This is a genomic window from Janthinobacterium violaceinigrum (assembly GCF_009208555.1).
Lineage (GTDB): Bacteria > Pseudomonadota > Gammaproteobacteria > Burkholderiales > Burkholderiaceae_D > Janthinobacterium > Janthinobacterium violaceinigrum.
This window is the reverse complement of record NZ_WFLI01000033.1, coordinates 53,462-71,848: the sequence shown is the minus strand read 5'-3', so window position 1 is coordinate 71,848 and position 18,387 is coordinate 53,462. Positions and strand designations below refer to the sequence as shown.

General features: G+C 64.6%; 15 protein-coding genes. 13 read left to right on the top strand and 2 right to left on the bottom strand.

Annotated elements, in window-relative coordinates; genetic code table 11:
• Positions 1-36: 36 nt before the first annotated feature.
• Complete coding sequence (locus GCN75_RS22640) at positions 37-1,716, bottom strand: DUF6600 domain-containing protein (protein WP_152284400.1); 1,680 nt, start codon at positions 1,714-1,716, stop codon at positions 37-39.
• 104 nt (positions 1,717-1,820) lie between these two features.
• A complete protein-coding gene (locus tag GCN75_RS22635; RefSeq protein ID WP_152284399.1) occupies positions 1,821-2,462 on the bottom strand; it encodes a LysE family transporter in 642 nt (213 codons plus the stop codon).
• Positions 2,463-2,653: 191 nt separating this feature from the next.
• On the opposite strand from GCN75_RS22635, the gene GCN75_RS22630 reads away from it, so the two are divergent.
• The 13 genes from GCN75_RS22630 (at position 2,654) to GCN75_RS22570 (ending at position 18,385) form a co-directional block, all read left to right on the top strand.
• Complete coding sequence (locus GCN75_RS22630) at positions 2,654-3,601, top strand: DUF808 domain-containing protein (RefSeq protein WP_152284398.1); 948 nt, start codon at positions 2,654-2,656, stop codon at positions 3,599-3,601.
• Positions 3,602-3,685: 84 nt separating this feature from the next.
• Positions 3,686-6,271, top strand: coding sequence for an inner membrane protein YiaA (gene yiaA, locus GCN75_RS22625; protein WP_193317608.1), 2,586 nt, complete (start codon positions 3,686-3,688; stop codon positions 6,269-6,271).
• Positions 6,272-6,466: 195 nt separating this feature from the next.
• Positions 6,467-8,128 carry a methyl-accepting chemotaxis protein gene (locus GCN75_RS22620; RefSeq protein WP_152284396.1) on the top strand — a complete coding sequence of 554 codons (1,662 nt, stop codon included), beginning with the start codon at positions 6,467-6,469 and terminating at the stop codon, positions 8,126-8,128.
• Between the two features lie 24 nt (positions 8,129-8,152).
• Positions 8,153-9,601 carry an oxygen-independent coproporphyrinogen III oxidase gene (gene hemN / locus GCN75_RS22615; protein ID WP_152284395.1) on the top strand — a complete coding sequence of 483 codons (1,449 nt, stop codon included), beginning with the start codon at positions 8,153-8,155 and terminating at the stop codon, positions 9,599-9,601.
• A 9-nt stretch (positions 9,602-9,610) separates the two neighbouring features.
• Positions 9,611-10,378 carry a sulfite exporter TauE/SafE family protein gene (locus tag GCN75_RS22610; RefSeq protein WP_152284394.1) on the top strand — a complete coding sequence of 256 codons (768 nt, stop codon included), beginning with the start codon at positions 9,611-9,613 and terminating at the stop codon, positions 10,376-10,378.
• Between the two features lie 22 nt (positions 10,379-10,400).
• Complete coding sequence (locus GCN75_RS22605; RefSeq protein ID WP_152284393.1) at positions 10,401-12,830, top strand: heavy metal translocating P-type ATPase; 2,430 nt, start codon at positions 10,401-10,403, stop codon at positions 12,828-12,830.
• Positions 12,830-13,006 (top strand): cbb3-type cytochrome oxidase assembly protein CcoS, encoded by a 177-nt coding sequence (gene ccoS, locus GCN75_RS22600; RefSeq protein ID WP_152284392.1) that lies wholly within the window; start codon positions 12,830-12,832, stop codon positions 13,004-13,006. Before GCN75_RS22605 ends, ccoS begins: the two co-directional genes overlap by 1 nt.
• A gap of 237 nt (positions 13,007-13,243) precedes the next feature.
• Positions 13,244-14,671 (top strand): cytochrome-c oxidase, cbb3-type subunit I, encoded by a 1,428-nt coding sequence (ccoN, locus tag GCN75_RS22595; protein WP_034752511.1) that lies wholly within the window; start codon positions 13,244-13,246, stop codon positions 14,669-14,671.
• A gap of 15 nt (positions 14,672-14,686) precedes the next feature.
• Positions 14,687-15,301, top strand: a complete 615-nt coding sequence (gene ccoO, locus GCN75_RS22590; protein WP_092719191.1) for a cytochrome-c oxidase, cbb3-type subunit II — start codon at positions 14,687-14,689, stop codon at positions 15,299-15,301.
• A gap of 1 nt (position 15,302) precedes the next feature.
• Positions 15,303-15,506, top strand: a complete 204-nt coding sequence (locus tag GCN75_RS22585) for a cbb3-type cytochrome oxidase subunit 3 (protein ID WP_035823305.1) — start codon at positions 15,303-15,305, stop codon at positions 15,504-15,506.
• Positions 15,499-16,419, top strand: a complete 921-nt coding sequence (ccoP, locus tag GCN75_RS22580) for a cytochrome-c oxidase, cbb3-type subunit III (RefSeq protein WP_152284391.1) — start codon at positions 15,499-15,501, stop codon at positions 16,417-16,419. The genes GCN75_RS22585 and ccoP overlap by 8 nt, the downstream gene beginning before the upstream one ends.
• A gap of 4 nt (positions 16,420-16,423) precedes the next feature.
• Positions 16,424-17,806: a cytochrome c oxidase accessory protein CcoG gene (ccoG, locus tag GCN75_RS22575; RefSeq protein WP_152284390.1), complete on the top strand. Its 1,383-nt coding sequence runs from the start codon at positions 16,424-16,426 to the stop codon at positions 17,804-17,806.
• Positions 17,807-17,860: 54 nt separating this feature from the next.
• Positions 17,861-18,385, top strand: a complete 525-nt coding sequence (locus tag GCN75_RS22570) for a FixH family protein (protein WP_152284389.1) — start codon at positions 17,861-17,863, stop codon at positions 18,383-18,385.
• Positions 18,386-18,387: the final 2 nt, after the last annotated feature.

The window sequence follows — 18,387 nt, the reverse complement described above, 5'->3', positions numbered from 1 at the left end:
TCCTCATCACGGCCCTGATCCTGCTGTATATCTTCATCAAGCTCGTGCGCCCGATGCTGCGCCCCGTGATGCGCAAGATCGACGATTTTGGCCACGCTCCCAGCGGTTGCCGTCCGGATGCTGCGCCTCGGCAGGACGCTCGATGGCGGGGCGCGGCTGCGGCCGCTCGGCACGGGGCCGCTGTTCGCCACGCCAGCCGGGATGCGCCACCTGGTCTTGCACGGGCGGCAAGACCGGCGCCGCCGGCATCACGGGCTGTTGCGGTATCGGCGGCTGTTGCGGTATCGGCGGCCGTTGCGGTATCGGTGGCTGAGGCGGCTGCGGCGGCTGTTGCGGCACGGGCGGCCGGTTCGGCTGCAGGGGCCGCGGCGCCATGTGCGTCTGGCCATCGTCCGTCTGCAAGCGGCCGGGACGGTTGACCCAGTCGCGCCGGAAACCATTGTCGCCGCGCGGCGCATCGGCGGGACGCTGCCAGTTGCCCGCCGGCGCAGGCGCCGTGCTCAAGGGCAAGCTTTGCATGACGGGCGGCGGCATGGTGGTGCGGTTGCGGCGCGGCACGTCGATCGTGCGCTGCTGGCCAAAATGCTCGCCCGGCAACATGGTCATGCCTTCGCGGCGTTCGCGCTCGCCCGCCACGGAACGGCGCCCCTCGGCCACGCGGTTGATGCGGCGTTCATAGTCGGCGCTGGTGCGGTAGCCGGGCACGTAGCGGTCATGCGGCGACAGGGGGAACCAGCCGACGCCGGGCGCGGGCCGCGGGCCATGCTGCTGCCATTGGTTGCCGCCCACCCAGCCCACCAGCGCGGGCGCCCATGGCACGCGGCCACGTTCGCGGCCCGGCGCCCAGCCCCAGCGGTGGCCCAGCAGCACCCAGCGGCCGTAATGCGAGGGCGCATAGCCCCACGGCGCATTGTCGACCCAGGTCCAGCCCCACGGCGCGATCCACGTCCAGCGTCCGTCGCTGTACGGCGCCCAGCCGGCCGGCACGGCGCTGGGCAGCCACAAGGGGCCGTATTCCGCATCGTCCTGCCAGGCGCCGTAGCTGTCCAGCTCTTCATAGCCGGTGGTATCGTCCGTGACGTAGCGCAAGGCCGGCGCAGCGGCGGGCAAGGCTTCAGGCCAGTTGTCGAAAGCCACTCTCTGCAGGGCGCCCGTGCGCAATTCCTCGTCCGTCAGCTCGGCGCGCTTGCCGGCACGCAAGGTGACGCTGCCCGTCGCGCCATCGACATCGGCCGCGCCTTCGAGCACGCTGACGACGCTGGTGCCGGGCTGGCGTCCCGCCTCGATGCGCACCCAGCCCGGCTGGGTGAGGATCACGCGCGCCTGGGCCGTGGTCAGCTCGAAGCCGCGCAGCGCATCGGGATTGCGCACGCGCACGCTGGCCGTGCCGTAGCTGAGGTGCAAGGTAAAACGGTCGTCATCGAGCGCGTTTACTTCCAGCTCGGAATCGCCATCGAGGCGCACGGCGGCCGCACCCACGCGAAATTCCGCCAGCGCGCCGCGCAGGGTGGTCAGGCGGTTGTCCGTGGTGACGGGCCAGTTCAGCAAGGCGTTTTGCGCCTCGCCGTCGCCCGCACGCACCAGCACTTGCCCTTCGACGGTGGAAATGCGCCCCACGCGGGCAGGCGGGTCCTGCGCCAGGGCCAGGGTGCACGCCGACGACAGCAGCACGGCGCACACGGCGTTCAACAGGGGGAAAGACAGGATAGGACGCATGGCAGCGCTCCAGGCAGGACTTACAAGGATGACATGCTATCGATTACATCCGCATCGGGCGGGCATCGCAAGCGGGCTTACAAATGTTTGCATGTTGACCTGGCTCAGGATGCCGCCTGGCCACCCCGCTTGACAAAGAACAGGGCCGCGCCGACGGCCATCAGCAAGCCGCCAAAGAAGCGGTTCTGCTTTTTCACGGCGCTGGCGTCGCGGAAGAAACGCTGCATCGAGGACGCGAGAAAGGCGTAGCTGTGCATGACGATCAGGTCGATCGTGCACATGGTGACGGCCAGGATCAGCAATTGCGGCAGCAGGGGCGATGCAGGGCTGATGAATTGCGGCAATACCGCCACCATGAAAATGATGCCTTTCGGATTCGTCACGTTGGTGAGAAAACCCGTCAGCACGCGCCGGCGGCCCGTCGGCAGCACGGCGGCCGCATGCAGGTCGCCCGTCACGGCCACCCTGGCGCGCCACTGCGACAGGCCCAGGTAGATCAGGTACAGCGCACCCACCGTCTTGACGATATTGAAGGCCACTTCGGAAGCGAGCAGCAGGGAACCCACGCCGGCACCCGCGATGCCCAGCACCACCAGCAGTCCCAGCTGCAGGCCGAGGATGGTGGCGCTGGCCTTTTTCACCCCGTACGACAGGCCATGCGACATCGACAGCACGGCGCCCGAGCCGGGCGAGACGGCGATGATGGAAGCGGCGATGACAAAGGTGATCCAGGTGGCAAAGTGCATGCGGTGTCCAAAAATGGTGACGAGAGGCAATTTTAACCCGCCCCGTGCGGCCCTGCCGGCCTTGCCTGAGGTAAGATCGGGGTCAAGCCTTAGCCACATCGTCCCTTGCCGTACAACCAAGAATAACATCATGAAAAACAACACTTTCCTCGCCCCACTCTTCCCTGCCACCACTGCGGGAGTACGCTGAGATGGCCGGCTCCAGCCTGCTGGCCCTGCTCGACGACATCGCCAGCATCCTCGACGACGTTTCCCTGATGACCAAGGTGGCGGCCAAGAAGACGGCCGGCGTGCTCGGTGACGACCTGGCCCTGAACGCGCAGCAGGTGGCCGGCGTGCGCGCCGAGCGCGAACTGCCCGTCGTCTGGGCCGTCGCCGTCGGCTCGCTGAAGAACAAGGCCATCCTCGTGCCCGCCGCGCTGGCCATCAGCGCGTTCGCGCCGTGGGCCATCACGCCGCTGCTGATGGTGGGCGGCGCCTACCTGTGCTTTGAGGGCTTTGAAAAGATCGCGCACAAATATCTGCACCCGGACGACAGCCACAAGGCCGAGCTGGCGCAGGCGCTGCGCGACCCGCAGGTGGACCTGGTGGCGCTGGAAAAGGACAAGATCAAGGGCGCCATCCGCACCGATTTCATCTTGTCGGCGGAAATCATCGTCATCGCCCTGGGCACGGTGGCCGCGGCCACCTTTGCCGAACAGGTCGCAGTGGTGGTCGGCATCGCCATCATCATGACGGTGGGCGTGTATGGCCTGGTGGCCGGCATCGTCAAGCTCGATGACGCCGGATTTTATCTGTCGGCGCGCAAGGGCGCGGGCGCACTGATGCAGGGCGTGCGGGCGTTGGGCCGCATGCTGGTGTCGGCGGCGCCAAAGCTGATGAAATTCCTGTCCGTGGTGGGCACCCTGGCCATGTTCATGGTGGGCGGCGGCATTTTGACGCACGGCTGGCCCTGGGCCAGCGTCATGCTGCACCACGTCGAGGAAGCGGTGGGCAGCGTGGCCGGCATCGGCCCCGTGCTGGCCGCCGTCACGCCCAGCCTGATCAACGCGGTGGCCGGTGTCATCGCCGGCGGCCTGGTGCTGGCCGGCGTTACGGCCGTGTCGGCTTTGTTGCGCATGGTCAAATCGCGCAAATGAACTTTCTGGTCTGATGGGGCGGCAGGCGCATCCGTGCCTGCCGCCCCGGCCATGCCGGCGGCGCCCGCTGCCCATGGAGACCTTATGCAGACTTCCCCCGCCCCACGCCCCAGCAGCGCCTTTATCGGCGCGTCCTGGGCGGCCTTGCTGATCGGCATCGTCACTTACCTGTCCGGCCTGTGGAATGCCACGATGGCCCTCAACGAAAAGGGCTATTACTTCACCATCCTCATGTACGGCCTGTTCGCCGCCATCTCGCTGCAGAAATCCGTGCGCGACCGCAGCGAGGGCATTGCCGTGACGGGCATCTATTTCGGCCTGTGCTGGATTTCCGTGCTGCTGGCCTTGCTACTGCTGACCGTCGGCCTGTGGCATGCCCCCCTGCAAAACAGCGAAAAGGGCTTCTATGCCATGGCATTCCTGTTGAGTCTATTTGCGGCCGTGGCCGTGCAAAAGAATGTGCGCGACCTGGCGCGCGCCTCGGCCGCCGCACCCGCCGAGCTGCCGGGAACTTACATACCGGCAGCGCATCTATCCCAGTATCCAAGTCGGGAGAGGATGATGGGCGACCAGCAGAAACGTTTACAGATGGCCCTGGAAGCGGCGCACATGGCGATCTGGGATTCGCGCATCGTCGCAGGCCAGGTCATCGACGGCACGGTCAGCTGGTCGGCCAAGGGCGCCACCTTGCTGGGCCTGGAAGAGCGCGCGCTGACGCAGCCGTTCCGCAGCTTTCTCGACTGCGTGCACGCCAGCGACCGCGACAAGGTGGTGGACGTGCTGCAGGACGGCGTGCGCCGGCGCGCCGGCTACGCGCTGCAATACCGCGTCGTCTGGCCCGACGGCAGCGAACACTGGCTGGCGGCCAAGGCGCAGGTCTTCATGGACGGCGGCGGCCATCCCGAACGCACCTTGGGCATCATCTGGGATATCACCGAGCACATGGCGCGCGAGCTCATGATCGCCGAGCGCAAGGAACTGGCCGAAGTGACGCTCAGTTCCATCGGCGACGGCGTCATCACCACCGATCCGCAGGGCAAGACGCGCTACCTGAACCGCGTGGCCGAGCAGTTGACGGGCTGGACCAACGACATGGCGCAGGGCCTGGACATCGGCCAGACCCTGCCGCTGGCCGATGAATGCACGGGCGAAGCACGCGAGCACGTGGCCATGCGCTGCCTGCAACAGCGCCAGGCCATCGGCATTTCGCCCCGCTCGCAGCTGATCACGCGCGAAGGCCGGCGCATCGCCGTCGAGGAGTCCGCCGCGCCCATCTGGTCGCGCGACGGCGATATCCTCGGCGCCGTCGTCGTCTTCCGCGACGTCAGCCACGAACGCAAGCTGAGCCAGCAACTGTCGTGGCAAGCCACGCACGACACCCTGACGGGCCTGATCAACCGGCGCGAATTCGAGCACCTGGTGGCCAACGCCCTGCGCACGGCCAAGCAGGACGGCCACGCGCATGCGCTGCTGTACCTGGACCTGGACCAGTTCAAGGTCATCAACGACACCTGCGGCCACGGCGCCGGCGACGTGCTGCTGCAGCTGCTGGCCAAGATGCTGCAGGGGCAGATGCGCGACAGCGACATCCTGGCGCGCCTCGGCGGCGACGAACTGGGCGTGCTGCTGCCCCACTGTCCCATCGAGCATGCGCGCCTGATCGGCGAACAGCTGCGCCAGTCCGTGCGCGAATTCCATTTCGCCTGGGACGAACGCAGCTTCGAACTGGGCGTGAGCATCGGCATCGTGGAAATCAACCAGGACAGCAAGTCCATGAGCGAGCTGCTGAGCGCCGCCGACCAGGCGTGCTACCTGGCCAAGGAGCAGGGCCGCAACCGCCTGCACGTGTACCAGGAGTCCGACGTCATGCTGGCACAGCGGCATGGCGAAATGCTGTGGATTTCGCGCCTGAACGAAGCGTTCACGCACGATTATTTCCGCCTGTACGCCATGCCCATCGTGCACCTGCACGACAGCCCGGAACACCACGACGAAGTGCTGATCCGCATCCGCAACAGCCAGGGCGACCTGATACTGCCCGGCGCCTTCATCCCGGCCGCCGAACGCTACGACATGATGCTGTCCATCGACCGCTGGGTCATCCGCGCCGTCTGCCACCATATCCAGAGCGTGCGCGACAGCCTGCCGCCATTGGCCGCGCTGGCGGAAAGCCGGCGCCGCGCACCGGCCCTGTATTCCGTCAACCTGTCGGGCATGTCGCTGGCCGACGCGGGCTTGCAGGACTACATCACCGAGCAGTTCGTGCAATACGCGATTGCGCCCGAGCAAATCTGCTTTGAAATCACGGAAACGGCCGTCATCGCCAACCTGCCCAAGGCGCAAGTGTTCGTGCGCCAGCTCAAGGCCCTGGGCTGCCGCTTTTCGCTCGACGACTTCGGCAGCGGCTTTTCCTCGTTCGGCTACCTGAAAGCGCTGCCCGTCGACTACCTGAAAATCGACGGCGTCTTCGTGCGCGACATCGCCAGCAACGCCATCAACCGCGCCATGGTCAAGGCCATCAATGAAGTGGGCCACGTGATGGGCCTGCAAACGGTGGCCGAATACGTGGAAAACGCGGAAACCCTGGCCATCGTCCGCGAGCTGGGCATCGACTATGCGCAAGGCTACGCCGTGGGCAGCTTGCGGCCGCTGACGGCGGGCGTCGATTAGGCATCGCCGGCAACCAATACCTTTAAAACAATGCTGCATTGCTATCGCTAAATGCGTCTAAGCACGACCAATCTGGAGGATTTTGATCTACATCAATAAATTTGCGTAGGCGACTCCTTACACTGATCTCCATTCTTGCAATCGTGCAAGTCTTACTCACCAATTACTTATTTAACCGATCAGGAAGCCGCGACCATGCGCCAAAATTTGCCAGTGACTAACCGTGAAGTCCTCGTCTTGGACGATCAGGCCATCGTGTCGAAAACGGATATGAACGGCAATATCGTGTATGTGAATCCGTACTTCAGCCAGGTCAGCGGCTTCAGCGAGGCAGAGCTGCTCGGTTCGCCCCAGAACATCGTGCGCCACCCGGACATGCCGGCCGAAGCGTTTGCCGACCTGTGGGCCTCGATCCAGGCAGGCACGCCATGGACGGGCCTGGTCAAGAACCGCTGCAAGAACGGCGACTTCTACTGGGTGCGCGCCAACGTCACGCCCATCCGCGAAGCGGGCAAGACCATCGGCTACATGTCCGTGCGCGTCAAGGCCGACAAGGACCAGGTGAAAGCGGCCGAGGAAGCGTATGCGGCCATCCGCAACAAGGAAGGCGGCAACATCGTCATCAAGAACGGGCAGATCGTGCGCCCGGGCCTGGCGCACCTGCTGCACAACCTGACGCACATGTCGCTCAACCTGCGCATCTGGGCAGCCACCTCCATCGTCAACTGCCTGCAGCTGCTGGTGTGCGTCATCAGCCTGTTCGCCAGCGGCGGCCAGATCACCAATTACGCCATCTTCGGCGCCACCCTGTTCGGTTTCCTGATCAACGTCTTCCTCTGGTACACCTTGCGCATGTCCGTGCTCAAGCCCCTGGGCAAGGCCCTGAACGGCGCGCGGGCCATTGCCGCCGGCGACCTGTCGGGCAGTTTTGAAACGGAAAGCACGGATGAAGTGGGGCAATTGCTGCGCGCGCTGCAACAGATGAACAGCAACCTGATCGCCACCATCCGCGACGTGCGCATCAACGTGGAAACCATGGCCGTGGCCACCAAGCAGATCGCCGTCGGCAATATGGACTTGTCCGGCCGCACGGAATCGCAGGCGGCCAGCCTGGAAGAGACAGCCTCGAGCATCGAGGAATTCTCGTCGACCGTCAAACAGAACGCGGACAACTCCGTGCAGGCAAATGAACTGGCCGTGGCCGCCTCGAAAGTGGCCGTGCAGGGCGGCGAGATCGTTTCCGAAGTGATCACCACCATGGACGAAATCAACACCTCGTCGAAGAAAATCGTCGACATCATCGGCTTGATCGAAGGCATCGCCTTCCAGACCAACATCCTGGCCCTGAACGCGGCCGTGGAAGCGGCCCGCGCCGGCGAACAGGGCCGCGGTTTTGCCGTCGTGGCGGGCGAAGTGCGCAACCTGGCGCAGCGCTCGTCCGTGGCAGCCAAGGATATCAAGCAACTGATTGAAATTTCCGTCGGCAAGGTGGGCGCCGGCATGCTGCAGGTGAACCGCGCCGGCGCCACCATGGAACAGGTGGTCAGCTCCGTCAAGCAAGTAACGGCCATCATGCAGGAAATTTCCATCGCTTCGCGCGAACAGAGCATCGGCGTCGACCAGGTCAACCAGGCCATCGCCCACATGGACCAGGTGACGCAGCAGAACGCGGCCCTGGTGGAAGAAGCCGCCGCGGCCGCCACGCGCCTGGCGGAAGAAGCCGCCAGCCTGTCGCAAGCCGTGAGCCTGTTCAATTTCGGCAAGATGCCGCCACCGCGCCGCGTCGCCATGCCTGGCGGCAAGGGCGGCGCCGCGAACGCGGGCAAACCCGCCGGCCTGAAACGCCTGGCCGCCTAAACCTTTCAAGACTTTACACACACCATGCCTACACTACTCAGCAGTGCTTCCGCCGACCTGGACGCCGTCGTCGAATTCGACCCGGTCATCATCGGCAAGATGAGCCAGTCCGGCCCCCGCTACACGTCGTACCCGACCGCCGACCGCTTCAATGGGGAATTTGGCTACGGTAACTTCCTCGAAGCGCTGGCCGCCCTGCGCATGCGCGGCGGCCGCCGTCCCCTGTCGCTGTACGTGCACGTGCCGTTCTGCGACACCCTGTGCTACTACTGCGCCTGCAACAAGATCATCACGAAAGACCGCAGCAAGGCCGCCACTTACCTCAGCTATTTAAAGCAGGAAATCGCCATGCAGGGCAAGCTGTTTGCCGGCATGAACCAGATCGAACAGCTGCATTTCGGCGGCGGCACGCCCACCTACCTGAGCGAAAAGCAGATGGACGAACTGATGGCGCACCTGCGCCAGCATTTCGACTTCGCCTCCGACGAAGACGGCGAATATTCGATCGAGATCGACCCGCGCACCGTGTCGCGCGAACGCGTGTTTTCGCTGCGCGCGCAAGGTTTCAACCGCATCAGCCTGGGCGTGCAGGATTTCGACGCCGACGTGCAGAAGGCCGTCAACCGCATCCAGCCCGAGGCGGAAACGGTGGCCATCATGCAGGCGGCGCGCGACGCGGGCTTCCGCTCGATCAGCATCGACCTGATCTACGGCTTGCCCAAGCAAAGCCTGGAGACCATGACGGAAACCCTGCGCAAGGTGATTTCCGCCAGCCCGGACCGCATCGCCCTGTACCACTACGCGCACATGCCGCACCTGTTCAAGCCGCAGCGCCGCATCCTCGACGCGGACATGCCCGACAGCGCCACCAAGCTGGCCATGCTGGGCCTGTGCATCGCGCGCCTGACGGCGGCCGGCTATGTGTACATCGGCATGGACCATTTCGCCAAGCCGACGGACGACCTGGCCGTGGCGCAGCGCCAGGGCCGTTTGCACCGCAACTTCCAGGGCTACTCCACGCGCGCGGAAGCGGACCTGATCGCCTGCGGCGTGTCGGCCATCAGTTCCGTGGGCGCCGTCTACAGCCAGAATGAAAAGACGCTGGACGCGTACTACGAAAAGCTCGACGAAGGCGTGCTGCCGATCGCGCGCGGCATCAAGCTCGATACGGACGATCTGTTGCGCCGTATCATCATCCAGATGCTGATGTGCAATTTCGAATTGTCGATCGCCACCATCGAACAGGCGCATCCCGTGCAATTCCGCAGCTATTTCGCCGCCGAACTGGAAAAGCTGCGCGAACTGGCGCGCGACGGCTTGCTCGTCATCGAGGAAGACTGGCTGACGGTGACGCCGAAAGGGCGCTTGCTGATCCGCAATATCTGCATGGTCTTCGACCGCTACCTGACCCTGGCGCGCGCCAATACGGCGCCCGATGCCGTGCAGCCGCTGCGCTACTCGAAAACGGTGTAGCGCCGCGCGATGAATGCCCTGAGCCTCGTGCCCATGTTCCTGGTCGGCCTGGCCGGCAGCGTGCACTGCATCGGCATGTGCGGCGGCATCGTGGGCGCCCTGTCGCTGGGCGGCGGCACGCCCGCGCCCGGCCGTCCCGTGATTGCCATCGCCGTGGCGCGCCCGGCGCTGCAGACCACCTTGCCGGCGAACGTGCTGCGCGTGCTGGCCTACAACGGCGGGCGCATCGGCAGCTACATGCTGGCCGGCGCCCTGGCCGGCAGCCTGGCGGGCGCGGGCATGCTGCACCTGGCGTCGCTGCAAGTGGCCGGCTACTGGCTGGCCAACCTGATGCTGGTGGCTTTGGGCCTGTACCTGATGGATGTCTGGCGCGGCCTGGCCCGCCTGGAAGCGGCCGGCAACGTCGTCTGGCGCCGCGTGCGCCCCCTGTTGAAACCGCTGATGCCGATGGATACGTCGCTGAAAGCGCTGGCCGTGGGCGGCCTGTGGGGCTGGGTGCCGTGCGGCATGGTCTACAGCGCGCTGCTGACGGCCATGATGCAAGGTTCGGCCCTGCAGGGCGCGGCCGCCATGGCCGCCTTCGGCCTGGGCACCCTGCCCACCCTGCTGGGCATGGGCTTGCTGGGCACGCGCCTGCGCGCGCAGATGCAGCGCCGTCCCGTGCGCATCGCCAGCGGCTTGCTGGTGCTGGGCTTTGGCTTGCTGGGCCTGCTGCGCGCCGCCAACGGCGTGTCGCTGGGCTGGCTCGACGCCCTGTGCGTCACGGGCCATCCATGAAAAGACGCATGAAAACAAACCCATGAATGCTGTACTAAAACCGTCCGCCTGCTTCCATTGCGGCTTGCCCGTGCCCGCCGGCGCTAGCTGGAGCGTCACCATCGATGACGTGCCGCGCGCCATGTGCTGCCCCGGCTGCGAAGCGGTGGCGCAAACCATCGTCGACATCGGCCAGAGCGCGTATTACCGCGACCGCGACGAATACGCCGTCAATGCATTTGACGCCACCCTGATGCCGCCGGAACTGCGCCTGTACAGCAATGACGATGCGCAATTCGCGCGCGACGCCAGCAGCTGCGAAGCGACCCTGTCCGTCGAGGGCATCCGCTGCGCCGCCTGCGTCTGGCTGATCGAACGCCAGCTGACGCGTTTGCCCGGCGTGCAGGCGGCCAGCCTGAACGTCGCCACGGAACGCCTGTACGTGCGCTGGAGCCGCGCCGAATGCGAGCCGGGCGACATCCTGCAAGCCGTGCGGCAAGTGGGCTACACGGCCTATCCCTACGACGCCGTGCGCCATGGCGAGCGCCTGCAAAAAGCCAGCAAGACGCTGGGCCGCCAGCTGTTCGTGGCGGGCCTGTCGATGATGCAGGTGATGATGTACGTGGCGCCATCCTACCTGGCCGCCGAGGATGGCACCCTGGACGACAGCATGGCCAGCCTGATGCGCTGGGCCAGCCTGCTGCTGACCTTGCCCGCCATCTGCTATTCGGCCATGCCGTTCTTCCAGGGCGCCTGGGCCAGCCTGCGCGCGCGCACCTTGGGCATGGACGTGCCCGTGGCGCTGGGCATCCTGGCGGCCTTCTTCGGCAGCGTGGTGGCGACGTGGACGGGCCGCGGCGAGGTGTATTACGACTCGGCCACGATGTTCATCTTCCTGCTGCTGTGCAGCCGCTATTTCGAGCTGCAGGCGCGCCGCAAGGCCGCCTCCGCGCTCGAGCGCCTGCAGCACGCCTTGCCCGCGTCCGCTTCGCTGATGGCGGGCTTTCCCGACAGCCGCGCCACCACCCTGGTGCCGGCCGGCAGCCTGGCCGTGGGCGACGTAATTCTGGTCAAACCGGGCGAGGCGATTGCCGCCGACAGCGTCATCGTCGAAGGCACGAGCGCGCTCGATTTATCTCTGCTGACGGGCGAGAGCGCGGCGCAGCGCAGAAAAACGGGAGAACGGGTGCCGGGCGGCGCCATCAATGCCAGCGCGGCGATCATCTTGCGCGTGCTCAAACCGGCGCGCGAAAGCACCCTGTCCGATTTATTGAAACTCATCGAGCGGGCCGGCAGCGGCAAGCCGCAGATCGCCCAATGGGCCGATAAAGTGGCGGCCTGGTTCGTGCTGGGCCTGCTGCTGTTTGCCGTCGCCGTGTTCGCCTTCTGGAGCTGGCACGATGCATCGCAGGCCTGGCCCGTGGCCATTGCCGTGCTGGTCGTCTCGTGCCCGTGCGCACTGTCGCTGGCCACGCCGACGGCGCTGGCGGCCGCCACCGACAGCCTGCTGCGGCGCGGCGTGCTGATCGTCCAGCCCCATGTGCTGGAAACCCTGCACCGCGCCACCCACATCGTCTTCGACAAGACGGGCACCCTGACCCTGGGCCGGCCCGTGCTGCAGCAGGTCGAGGGCCTGGGCAGCATGGGCGAGGACGCGTGCCTGCAGGTGGCCGCCGCGCTGGAAGCGGGCAGCGCCCATCCGCTGGCGCAGGCAATCCTGGCGGCGGCAGGCGAACATTCCGGCGCGCATGCGGAACAGTTGCAGGAAGTGCAGGGACAGGGCCTCGAAGGCATCGTCGACGGCGTGCGCTACCGCCTGGGCAATGCCGCGTTCGTGGCCGCCATCGCGGGCCCGCCGCTGGGCGACACGGCCGTCGGCGTGCAGGGCATGACGCCGCTGTACCTGGGCACGCAGGGACGCTGGCTGACGCGTTTCCTGCTCAGCGATGCGCTGCGTCCGGAAGCGGCTGACGTGGTCGCGTATTTCCATAAGCGGGGCAAGCAAGTCGTACTGCTGAGCGGCGACCAGGAAGCGCTGACGCAAAGCGTGGCCGCGCAACTGGGTATCGCCACGGCCTGCGGCGAATGCCTGCCCGATGAAAAACTCGATTTCGTGCAGCAGCTGCAGGCGACGGGTGCCGTGGTGGCGATGGTGGGCGACGGCATCAACGACGCCGCCGTGCTGAGCGCGGCCGACGTCTCGTTCGCCATGGGGTCCGGCGCCGCGCTGGCGCAGGCGCATGCGGACACGGTGCTGCTGTCGAGCCAACTGGTTTCCGTGCTGGACACGGCCAGGACGGCCGCACGCAGCATGCGCATCATCCGCGAGAATCTGGGCTGGGCCACCCTGTACAATCTGACGGCCATCCCGGCCGCCGCGCTGGGCTTCCTGAACCCCTGGCTGTCCGGCGTCGGCATGGCTGCCAGCTCGGCCGTCGTCATCGCCAACGCCCTGCGCCTGCGGAAAGTCTAATGGAAGCTCTCTACCTCCTCATCCCCCTCAGCGTCGTGGTCGTCTTCATCGCCCTGTGGGTGTATTTCACGGCCTCGGACAGCGGCCAGTTCGACGACCTCGTCGGACCTGGCCTGCGCGTACTGCAGGACGACGATACGCCGGCCCAGCCCGCGCCCGACGAACCGCCGGCCTGACTTTTTCCCACGTAATACGCTGGCGCCCGCCAGCGCCGGCCAGCGTCTTTTGACACAGGTCAAGCAGCGCTTGCAGGGATCTTGTCCGGCTTTTTTGATCGAAATATCACTTTATTTCGATGCCAGTTCGCTACGCTTATTTCATCCGGGGAATTTTGATCCACATCAAAGTTTTTTCGCGGTCAAACACTTACTCTCTGGCCACCATCATAAATAGTAATTCCAGGGAGAGTCTTTGTGGATCAATCGCTGAACTATAACTACAAGATCGTGAAGCAATTCGCGGTCGCTACTGTGGTATGGGGCATCATCGGCATGCTGGTTGGCGTTATCATCGCCGCTCAGCTGGCCTGGCCTGCCCTGAACCTCGACATACCATGGCTGACATACGGACGCTTGCGTCCGCTGCACACGAATGCGGTGATTTTCGCCTTCGGCATCTGCGGCCTGTTCGCTACTTCGTACTACGTGGTGCAACGCACCTGCCAGGTACGCCTGTTTTCCGACAAGCTGGCCGCCTTCACGTTCTGGGGCTGGCAAGCGGTGATCCTGTGCGCCGTCGTCACCCTGCCCATGGGCATGACGCGCGGCAAGGAATACGCGGAACTGGAATGGCCTATCGCCATCCTCATCGCCGTCGTCTGGATCGCGTACGCCATCGTGTTCTTCGGCACCCTGATCAAGCGCAAGGTCAAGCACATCTACGTGGCCAACTGGTTCTTCGGCGCCTACATCCTGGCCGTGACGATTTTGCACGTGGTCAATGGCGCCGTCATGCCAGCCTCGTTCACCAAGTCGTATTCCGCGTATGCGGGCGTGCAGGACGCCATGATCCAGTGGTGGTACGGCCATAACGCGGTGGGCTTCATCCTCACCGCCGGCTACCTGGGCATGGTCTACTACTTCATCCCGAAACAGGCCGAGCGCCCCGTGTACTCGTACCGTCTGTCCATCGTCCACTTCTGGGCGCTGATCTTCACCTACATGTGGGCGGGCCCGCATCACCTGCACTACACGGCATTGCCTGACTGGACGCAATCGATCGGCATGGTCTTCTCGCTGGTCCTCCTGGCACCAAGCTGGGGCGGCATGATCAACGGCATCATGACCCTGTCGGGCGCCTGGCACAAGCTGCGCACCGACCCGATCCTGAAATTCATGATCGTCTCGCTGTCGTTCTACGGCATCGCCACCTTCGAAGGTCCGATGATGTCGATCAAGACCATCAACTCGCTGTCGCACTACACGGACTGGACCGTTGCCCACGTGCATGCGGGCGCCCTGGGCTGGGTGGGCTTCATCACCATGGGTTCCATCTACTACCTGCTGCCGCGCCTGGCGGGCCGCACGCAGATGCACAGCACGCGCCTGGTCGACGTGCACTTCTGGGTGGCCACCATCGGCATCGTGCTGTACATCGCGGCAATGTGGATCGCCGGCGTGATGCAGGGCCTGATGTGGCGCGCGGTCAATCCGGACGGCACCCTGACCTACACCTTTGTCGAGAGCGTGAAAGCGACGTATCCGTACTACGTGGTGCGCGTGGCCGGCGGCCTGCTGTACCTGTCGGGTATGTGCATCATGGGCTACAACACCTGGATGACCTTGCGCGGCAGCAAACTCCCCGTCGCCCGCATTCCAGAACTGAACGCGGCGCACGCCTGATAGGAGCGAAAGCAAATGAAATTTTCACATGCATGGATTGAGAAAAACCCCTGGCTGCTGATCGCCCTGGTCACCGTGGTGATCAGCATCGGCGGCGCCGTCGAGATCGTTCCCCTGTTCTTCCAGAAGAGCACGACGGAACCCGTCGCCGGCCTGAAGCCGTACTCGCCGCTGCGCCTGGCGGGCCGCGACATCTACGTGCGCGAAGGCTGCTACAACTGCCACTCGCAGATGGTGCGTCCGCTGCGCGCGGAGACGGAACGCTACGGCCACTATTCGGTCGCCGGCGAGTTCGTCTACGACCGTCCGTTCCAATGGGGTTCCAAGCGCACGGGGCCGGACCTGGCCCGCGTGGGCGCCCGCTACAGCGACGAATGGCACCGCACGCACTTGAACAACCCGCGCGACGTGGTGCCCGAGTCGAACATGCCGGCCTACCCCTGGCTGGCGAAGACCAAGCTGGTGCCTGACGAAATCATGCCGAAGATGCGCGCCCTGAAACGCCTGGGCCAGCCGTACAGCGATGAAGAGATCGCCGCCGGCCCCGCGCAGCTGCAGGACAAGACGGAAGAAGACGCCCTGGTCGCCTATCTGCAAGGCCTCGGTACATTAATCAAAACAAGGAATTAGCATGGCAATCGAAAACCTGTTTGACAGCGCCAGCAGCGTCATGACGGTGGTTTCCTTTACGACGTTCGTGGGTATCCTGTGGTGGACGTTCAGCCGCAGCAATAGCGACTTCGACGCGGCAGCGCGCCTGCCGTTCGCCGACGACGCGCTCGACTATCCGGCCGAGGCCGAGATGAACCTGGCGAAGGAGCATCACCATGGCTGACTTTACCAATGGCTTCTGGAATATCTACATCATCGTGCTGTCCCTGCTGGGCATCATCGGCTGCGGCGTGCTGCTGTACTCGCAGTCGAAAGTGAAAGTGGCCGCCGGCGCCCCCGCCGATGGCACCACGGGCCACGTGTGGGATGAGGACTTGAAGGAACTCAACACGCCGATGCCGCGCTGGTGGATGTGGCTGTTCTACATCACCATCGTCTTCGCCCTCGCTTACCTGTTCCTGTATCCGGGCCTGGGCAACTATGCCGGCAGCCTGGGCTGGAAATCGACGGGCCAGTACGAGGAAGAGCTGAAGAAGGCGGAAGCCGATTACGGTCCCCTGTTCAACAAGTACCTGAGCCAGGACTTGAAGACGGTGGCGGCCGACCCGCAGGCGCAAGCCATCGGCCAGCGCCTGTTCCTGACCTACTGCGCGCAATGCCACGGTTCGGATGCGCGCGGCAACAAGGGCTTCCCCAACCTGACGGACAAGGACTGGCTGTATGGCGGCGATCCCGACATCATCAAGACCACCATCATGCACGGCCGTAACGGCCAGATGCCGCCGATGGGCGCCGCCCTGGGCTCCGAAAAGGATGTCGAGAACGTGGCCCATTATGTGCTGAGCCTGTCCGGTTCCACGTCGGACCCCGTCAAGTCCGTGCTGGGCAAGGCCAAGTTCGGCGCCTGCATGGCCTGTCATGGCGCCGATGCGAAGGGTAACCAGATGCTGGGCGCGCCCAACCTGACGGACAAGATCTGGCTGTACGGCGGCAGCGCCGACACCATCATGGAAACCGTACGCAAGGGTCGCAACAACACCATGCCGGCCTTCAGCGATTTCCTCGGCGAGTCCAAGGTACACGTGCTGTCGGCGTATGTCTGGAGCCTGTCGAATCCCCAGACGCCCGTGAAATGATGTAATGGAACCTCAAGTCATCAAGATGTATGCGGCCCGCGAGCAAATCTACCCTCGCGAGGCCAAAGGACGCTACGCTACCTGGCGATGGGTATGCGTATGGCTTACCCAGCTTGCGTTCTACGGCTTGCCGTGGTTGACCTGGAATGGCAGGCAAGCCCTGCTGTTCGATTTGACCACGCGCAAGTTCTACATTTTCGGCGTCGTGCTGTGGCCCCAGGATTTCATCTACCTGGCGGCCCTGCTGATCATCTGTGCGTATTTGTTGTTCCTCGTCACGGCCATTGCCGGGCGGGTGTGGTGCGGGTTCTCTTGCCCGCAAACGGTATACACGGAAATCTTCCTGTGGGTCGAACGCAAGATCGAGGGCACGCGCAGCGCGCGCATGGCCCTCGACAAGCAGGGCCCGTCCGTGCGCAAGACGGCCAAGAAGACGGCCAAGCACCTGGTATGGGGCGCCATCGCCCTGTGGACGGGCTTTACCTTTGTCGGCTACTTCACGCCGATCAAGGAACTGGCGCAGGCGGTGACCACCCTGAACTTCGGTCCGTGGGAATGGTTCTGGGTCTTGTTCTACAGCCTGGCAACCTACGGCAACGCGGGCTGGCTGCGCGAGCAGGTGTGCAAATACATGTGCCCCTACGCGCGCTTCCAGAGCGCCATGTTCGACCAGGACACGCTGATCATCACCTACGATGCCAAGCGGGGCGAACCCCGTGGCGCCATGAGCAAGAAGGCCGGCAACAACGACAAGCTGGGCGACTGCATCGACTGCACCCTGTGCGTGCAGGTGTGTCCGACCGGCATCGATATCCGCAACGGCCTGCAGTATGAATGCATCGGCTGCGCTGCCTGCGTCGATGCCTGCAACAGCGTGATGGACAAGGTCGACCGGCCACGGGGACTGGTACGCTACAGTACCGACCATGCGATGGAAAACAACTTCAATTCGAAGCAGATACGCCAGCGCGCCATGCGCCCGCGCGTCCTGATCTACACTTCCATCCTGGCCCTGATCATCATCGCCGTATGTACCTCGCTGGCCCTGCGCACGCCCCTGAAAATGGACGTGATCCGCGACCGCGGTTCGATGGGACGCGAAGTGGAAGACGGCATGATCGAGAACGTCTACCGGCTGCAGATCATGAACACCTCGGAGCAAAGCCAGCATTTTAAAATCAGCGTATCCGGCTTGCCGGGCCTGACCTTGCTGACGCGCGATGAAGTGACCCTGCAGCCGACGGAAACCCTGGGCTGGCCCATCCGCCTGCGCGCGCCGCATGGCGTGGGCGAGAAGGGCTCGAACAAGATTGCGATCGAGCTGCAATCGCTGGACGACCCGTCGCTGCACGTGCGTGAAAGCGCGGTCTTCATCGTGCCGCGCTAATGCAGAAAGGCCAATCCCCGCATGGGGATTGGCCGCTTAAACAGGAGAAATATCATGTCCGACAGCCTCAAGCTGCAAGCCCCCGTGGCGCCGTGGTACAAGCATCGCTGGCCATGGCTGCTGATGATCGGCCCCGGCCTGTCCGTCGTCGTCGGCAGCACCATGGGCTACATCGCGTTTACGCAGCCCGACGCGCTGGTGGTGGGCGATTATTACAAGCAGGGCAAGGCGATCAATCAGGACTTGCGGCGCGATACGGTCGCCAGCGACCTGGCCATGTCAAGCAAGCTGTCATACGACGTGGCGGCAGCGCGCCTCAGCGGTTCCGTGCACAGCTTCGGCAAGGCGTATCGGGCGCCGCTGCAGCTGCACCTAGCGCATGCGACCCAGCCGGAAAAAGACATCAAGCTGCTGGTGCAGCCTGATGCGGCCGGCAACTTTTCGGTGGCGCTGCCCATGCTCGAGCGCAGCCGCTGGCAGGTGCTGGTGGAAAACGACAAACGCGAATGGCGCCTGTCCGGCATCTGGACCTGGCCCCTGCAGCGCAGCATCGCGCTGCATGCGGATGAAGAGCTGTAAAT

What these genes read in the sequence shown, in the direction of transcription:
- GCN75_RS22640 (WP_152284400.1), bottom strand. Translation starts at nt 1,716, where the DNA reads ATGCGTCCTATCCTGTCTTTCCCCCTGTTGAACGCCGTGTGCGCCGTG.
- GCN75_RS22635 (WP_152284399.1), bottom strand. Translation starts at nt 2,462, where the DNA reads ATGCACTTTGCCACCTGGATCACCTTTGTCATCGCCGCTTCCATCATC.
- GCN75_RS22630 (WP_152284398.1), top strand. Translation starts at nt 2,654, where the DNA reads ATGGCCGGCTCCAGCCTGCTGGCCCTGCTCGACGACATCGCCAGCATC.
- yiaA (WP_193317608.1), top strand. Translation starts at nt 3,686, where the DNA reads ATGCAGACTTCCCCCGCCCCACGCCCCAGCAGCGCCTTTATCGGCGCG.
- GCN75_RS22620 (WP_152284396.1), top strand. Translation starts at nt 6,467, where the DNA reads ATGCGCCAAAATTTGCCAGTGACTAACCGTGAAGTCCTCGTCTTGGAC.
- hemN (WP_152284395.1), top strand. Translation starts at nt 8,153, where the DNA reads ATGCCTACACTACTCAGCAGTGCTTCCGCCGACCTGGACGCCGTCGTC.
- GCN75_RS22610 (WP_152284394.1), top strand. Translation starts at nt 9,611, where the DNA reads ATGAATGCCCTGAGCCTCGTGCCCATGTTCCTGGTCGGCCTGGCCGGC.
- GCN75_RS22605 (WP_152284393.1), top strand. Translation starts at nt 10,401, where the DNA reads ATGAATGCTGTACTAAAACCGTCCGCCTGCTTCCATTGCGGCTTGCCC.
- ccoS (WP_152284392.1), top strand. Translation starts at nt 12,830, where the DNA reads ATGGAAGCTCTCTACCTCCTCATCCCCCTCAGCGTCGTGGTCGTCTTC.
- ccoO (WP_092719191.1), top strand. Translation starts at nt 14,687, where the DNA reads ATGAAATTTTCACATGCATGGATTGAGAAAAACCCCTGGCTGCTGATC.
- GCN75_RS22585 (WP_035823305.1), top strand. Translation starts at nt 15,303, where the DNA reads ATGGCAATCGAAAACCTGTTTGACAGCGCCAGCAGCGTCATGACGGTG.
- ccoP (WP_152284391.1), top strand. Translation starts at nt 15,499, where the DNA reads ATGGCTGACTTTACCAATGGCTTCTGGAATATCTACATCATCGTGCTG.
- ccoG (WP_152284390.1), top strand. Translation starts at nt 16,424, where the DNA reads ATGGAACCTCAAGTCATCAAGATGTATGCGGCCCGCGAGCAAATCTAC.
- GCN75_RS22570 (WP_152284389.1), top strand. Translation starts at nt 17,861, where the DNA reads ATGTCCGACAGCCTCAAGCTGCAAGCCCCCGTGGCGCCGTGGTACAAG.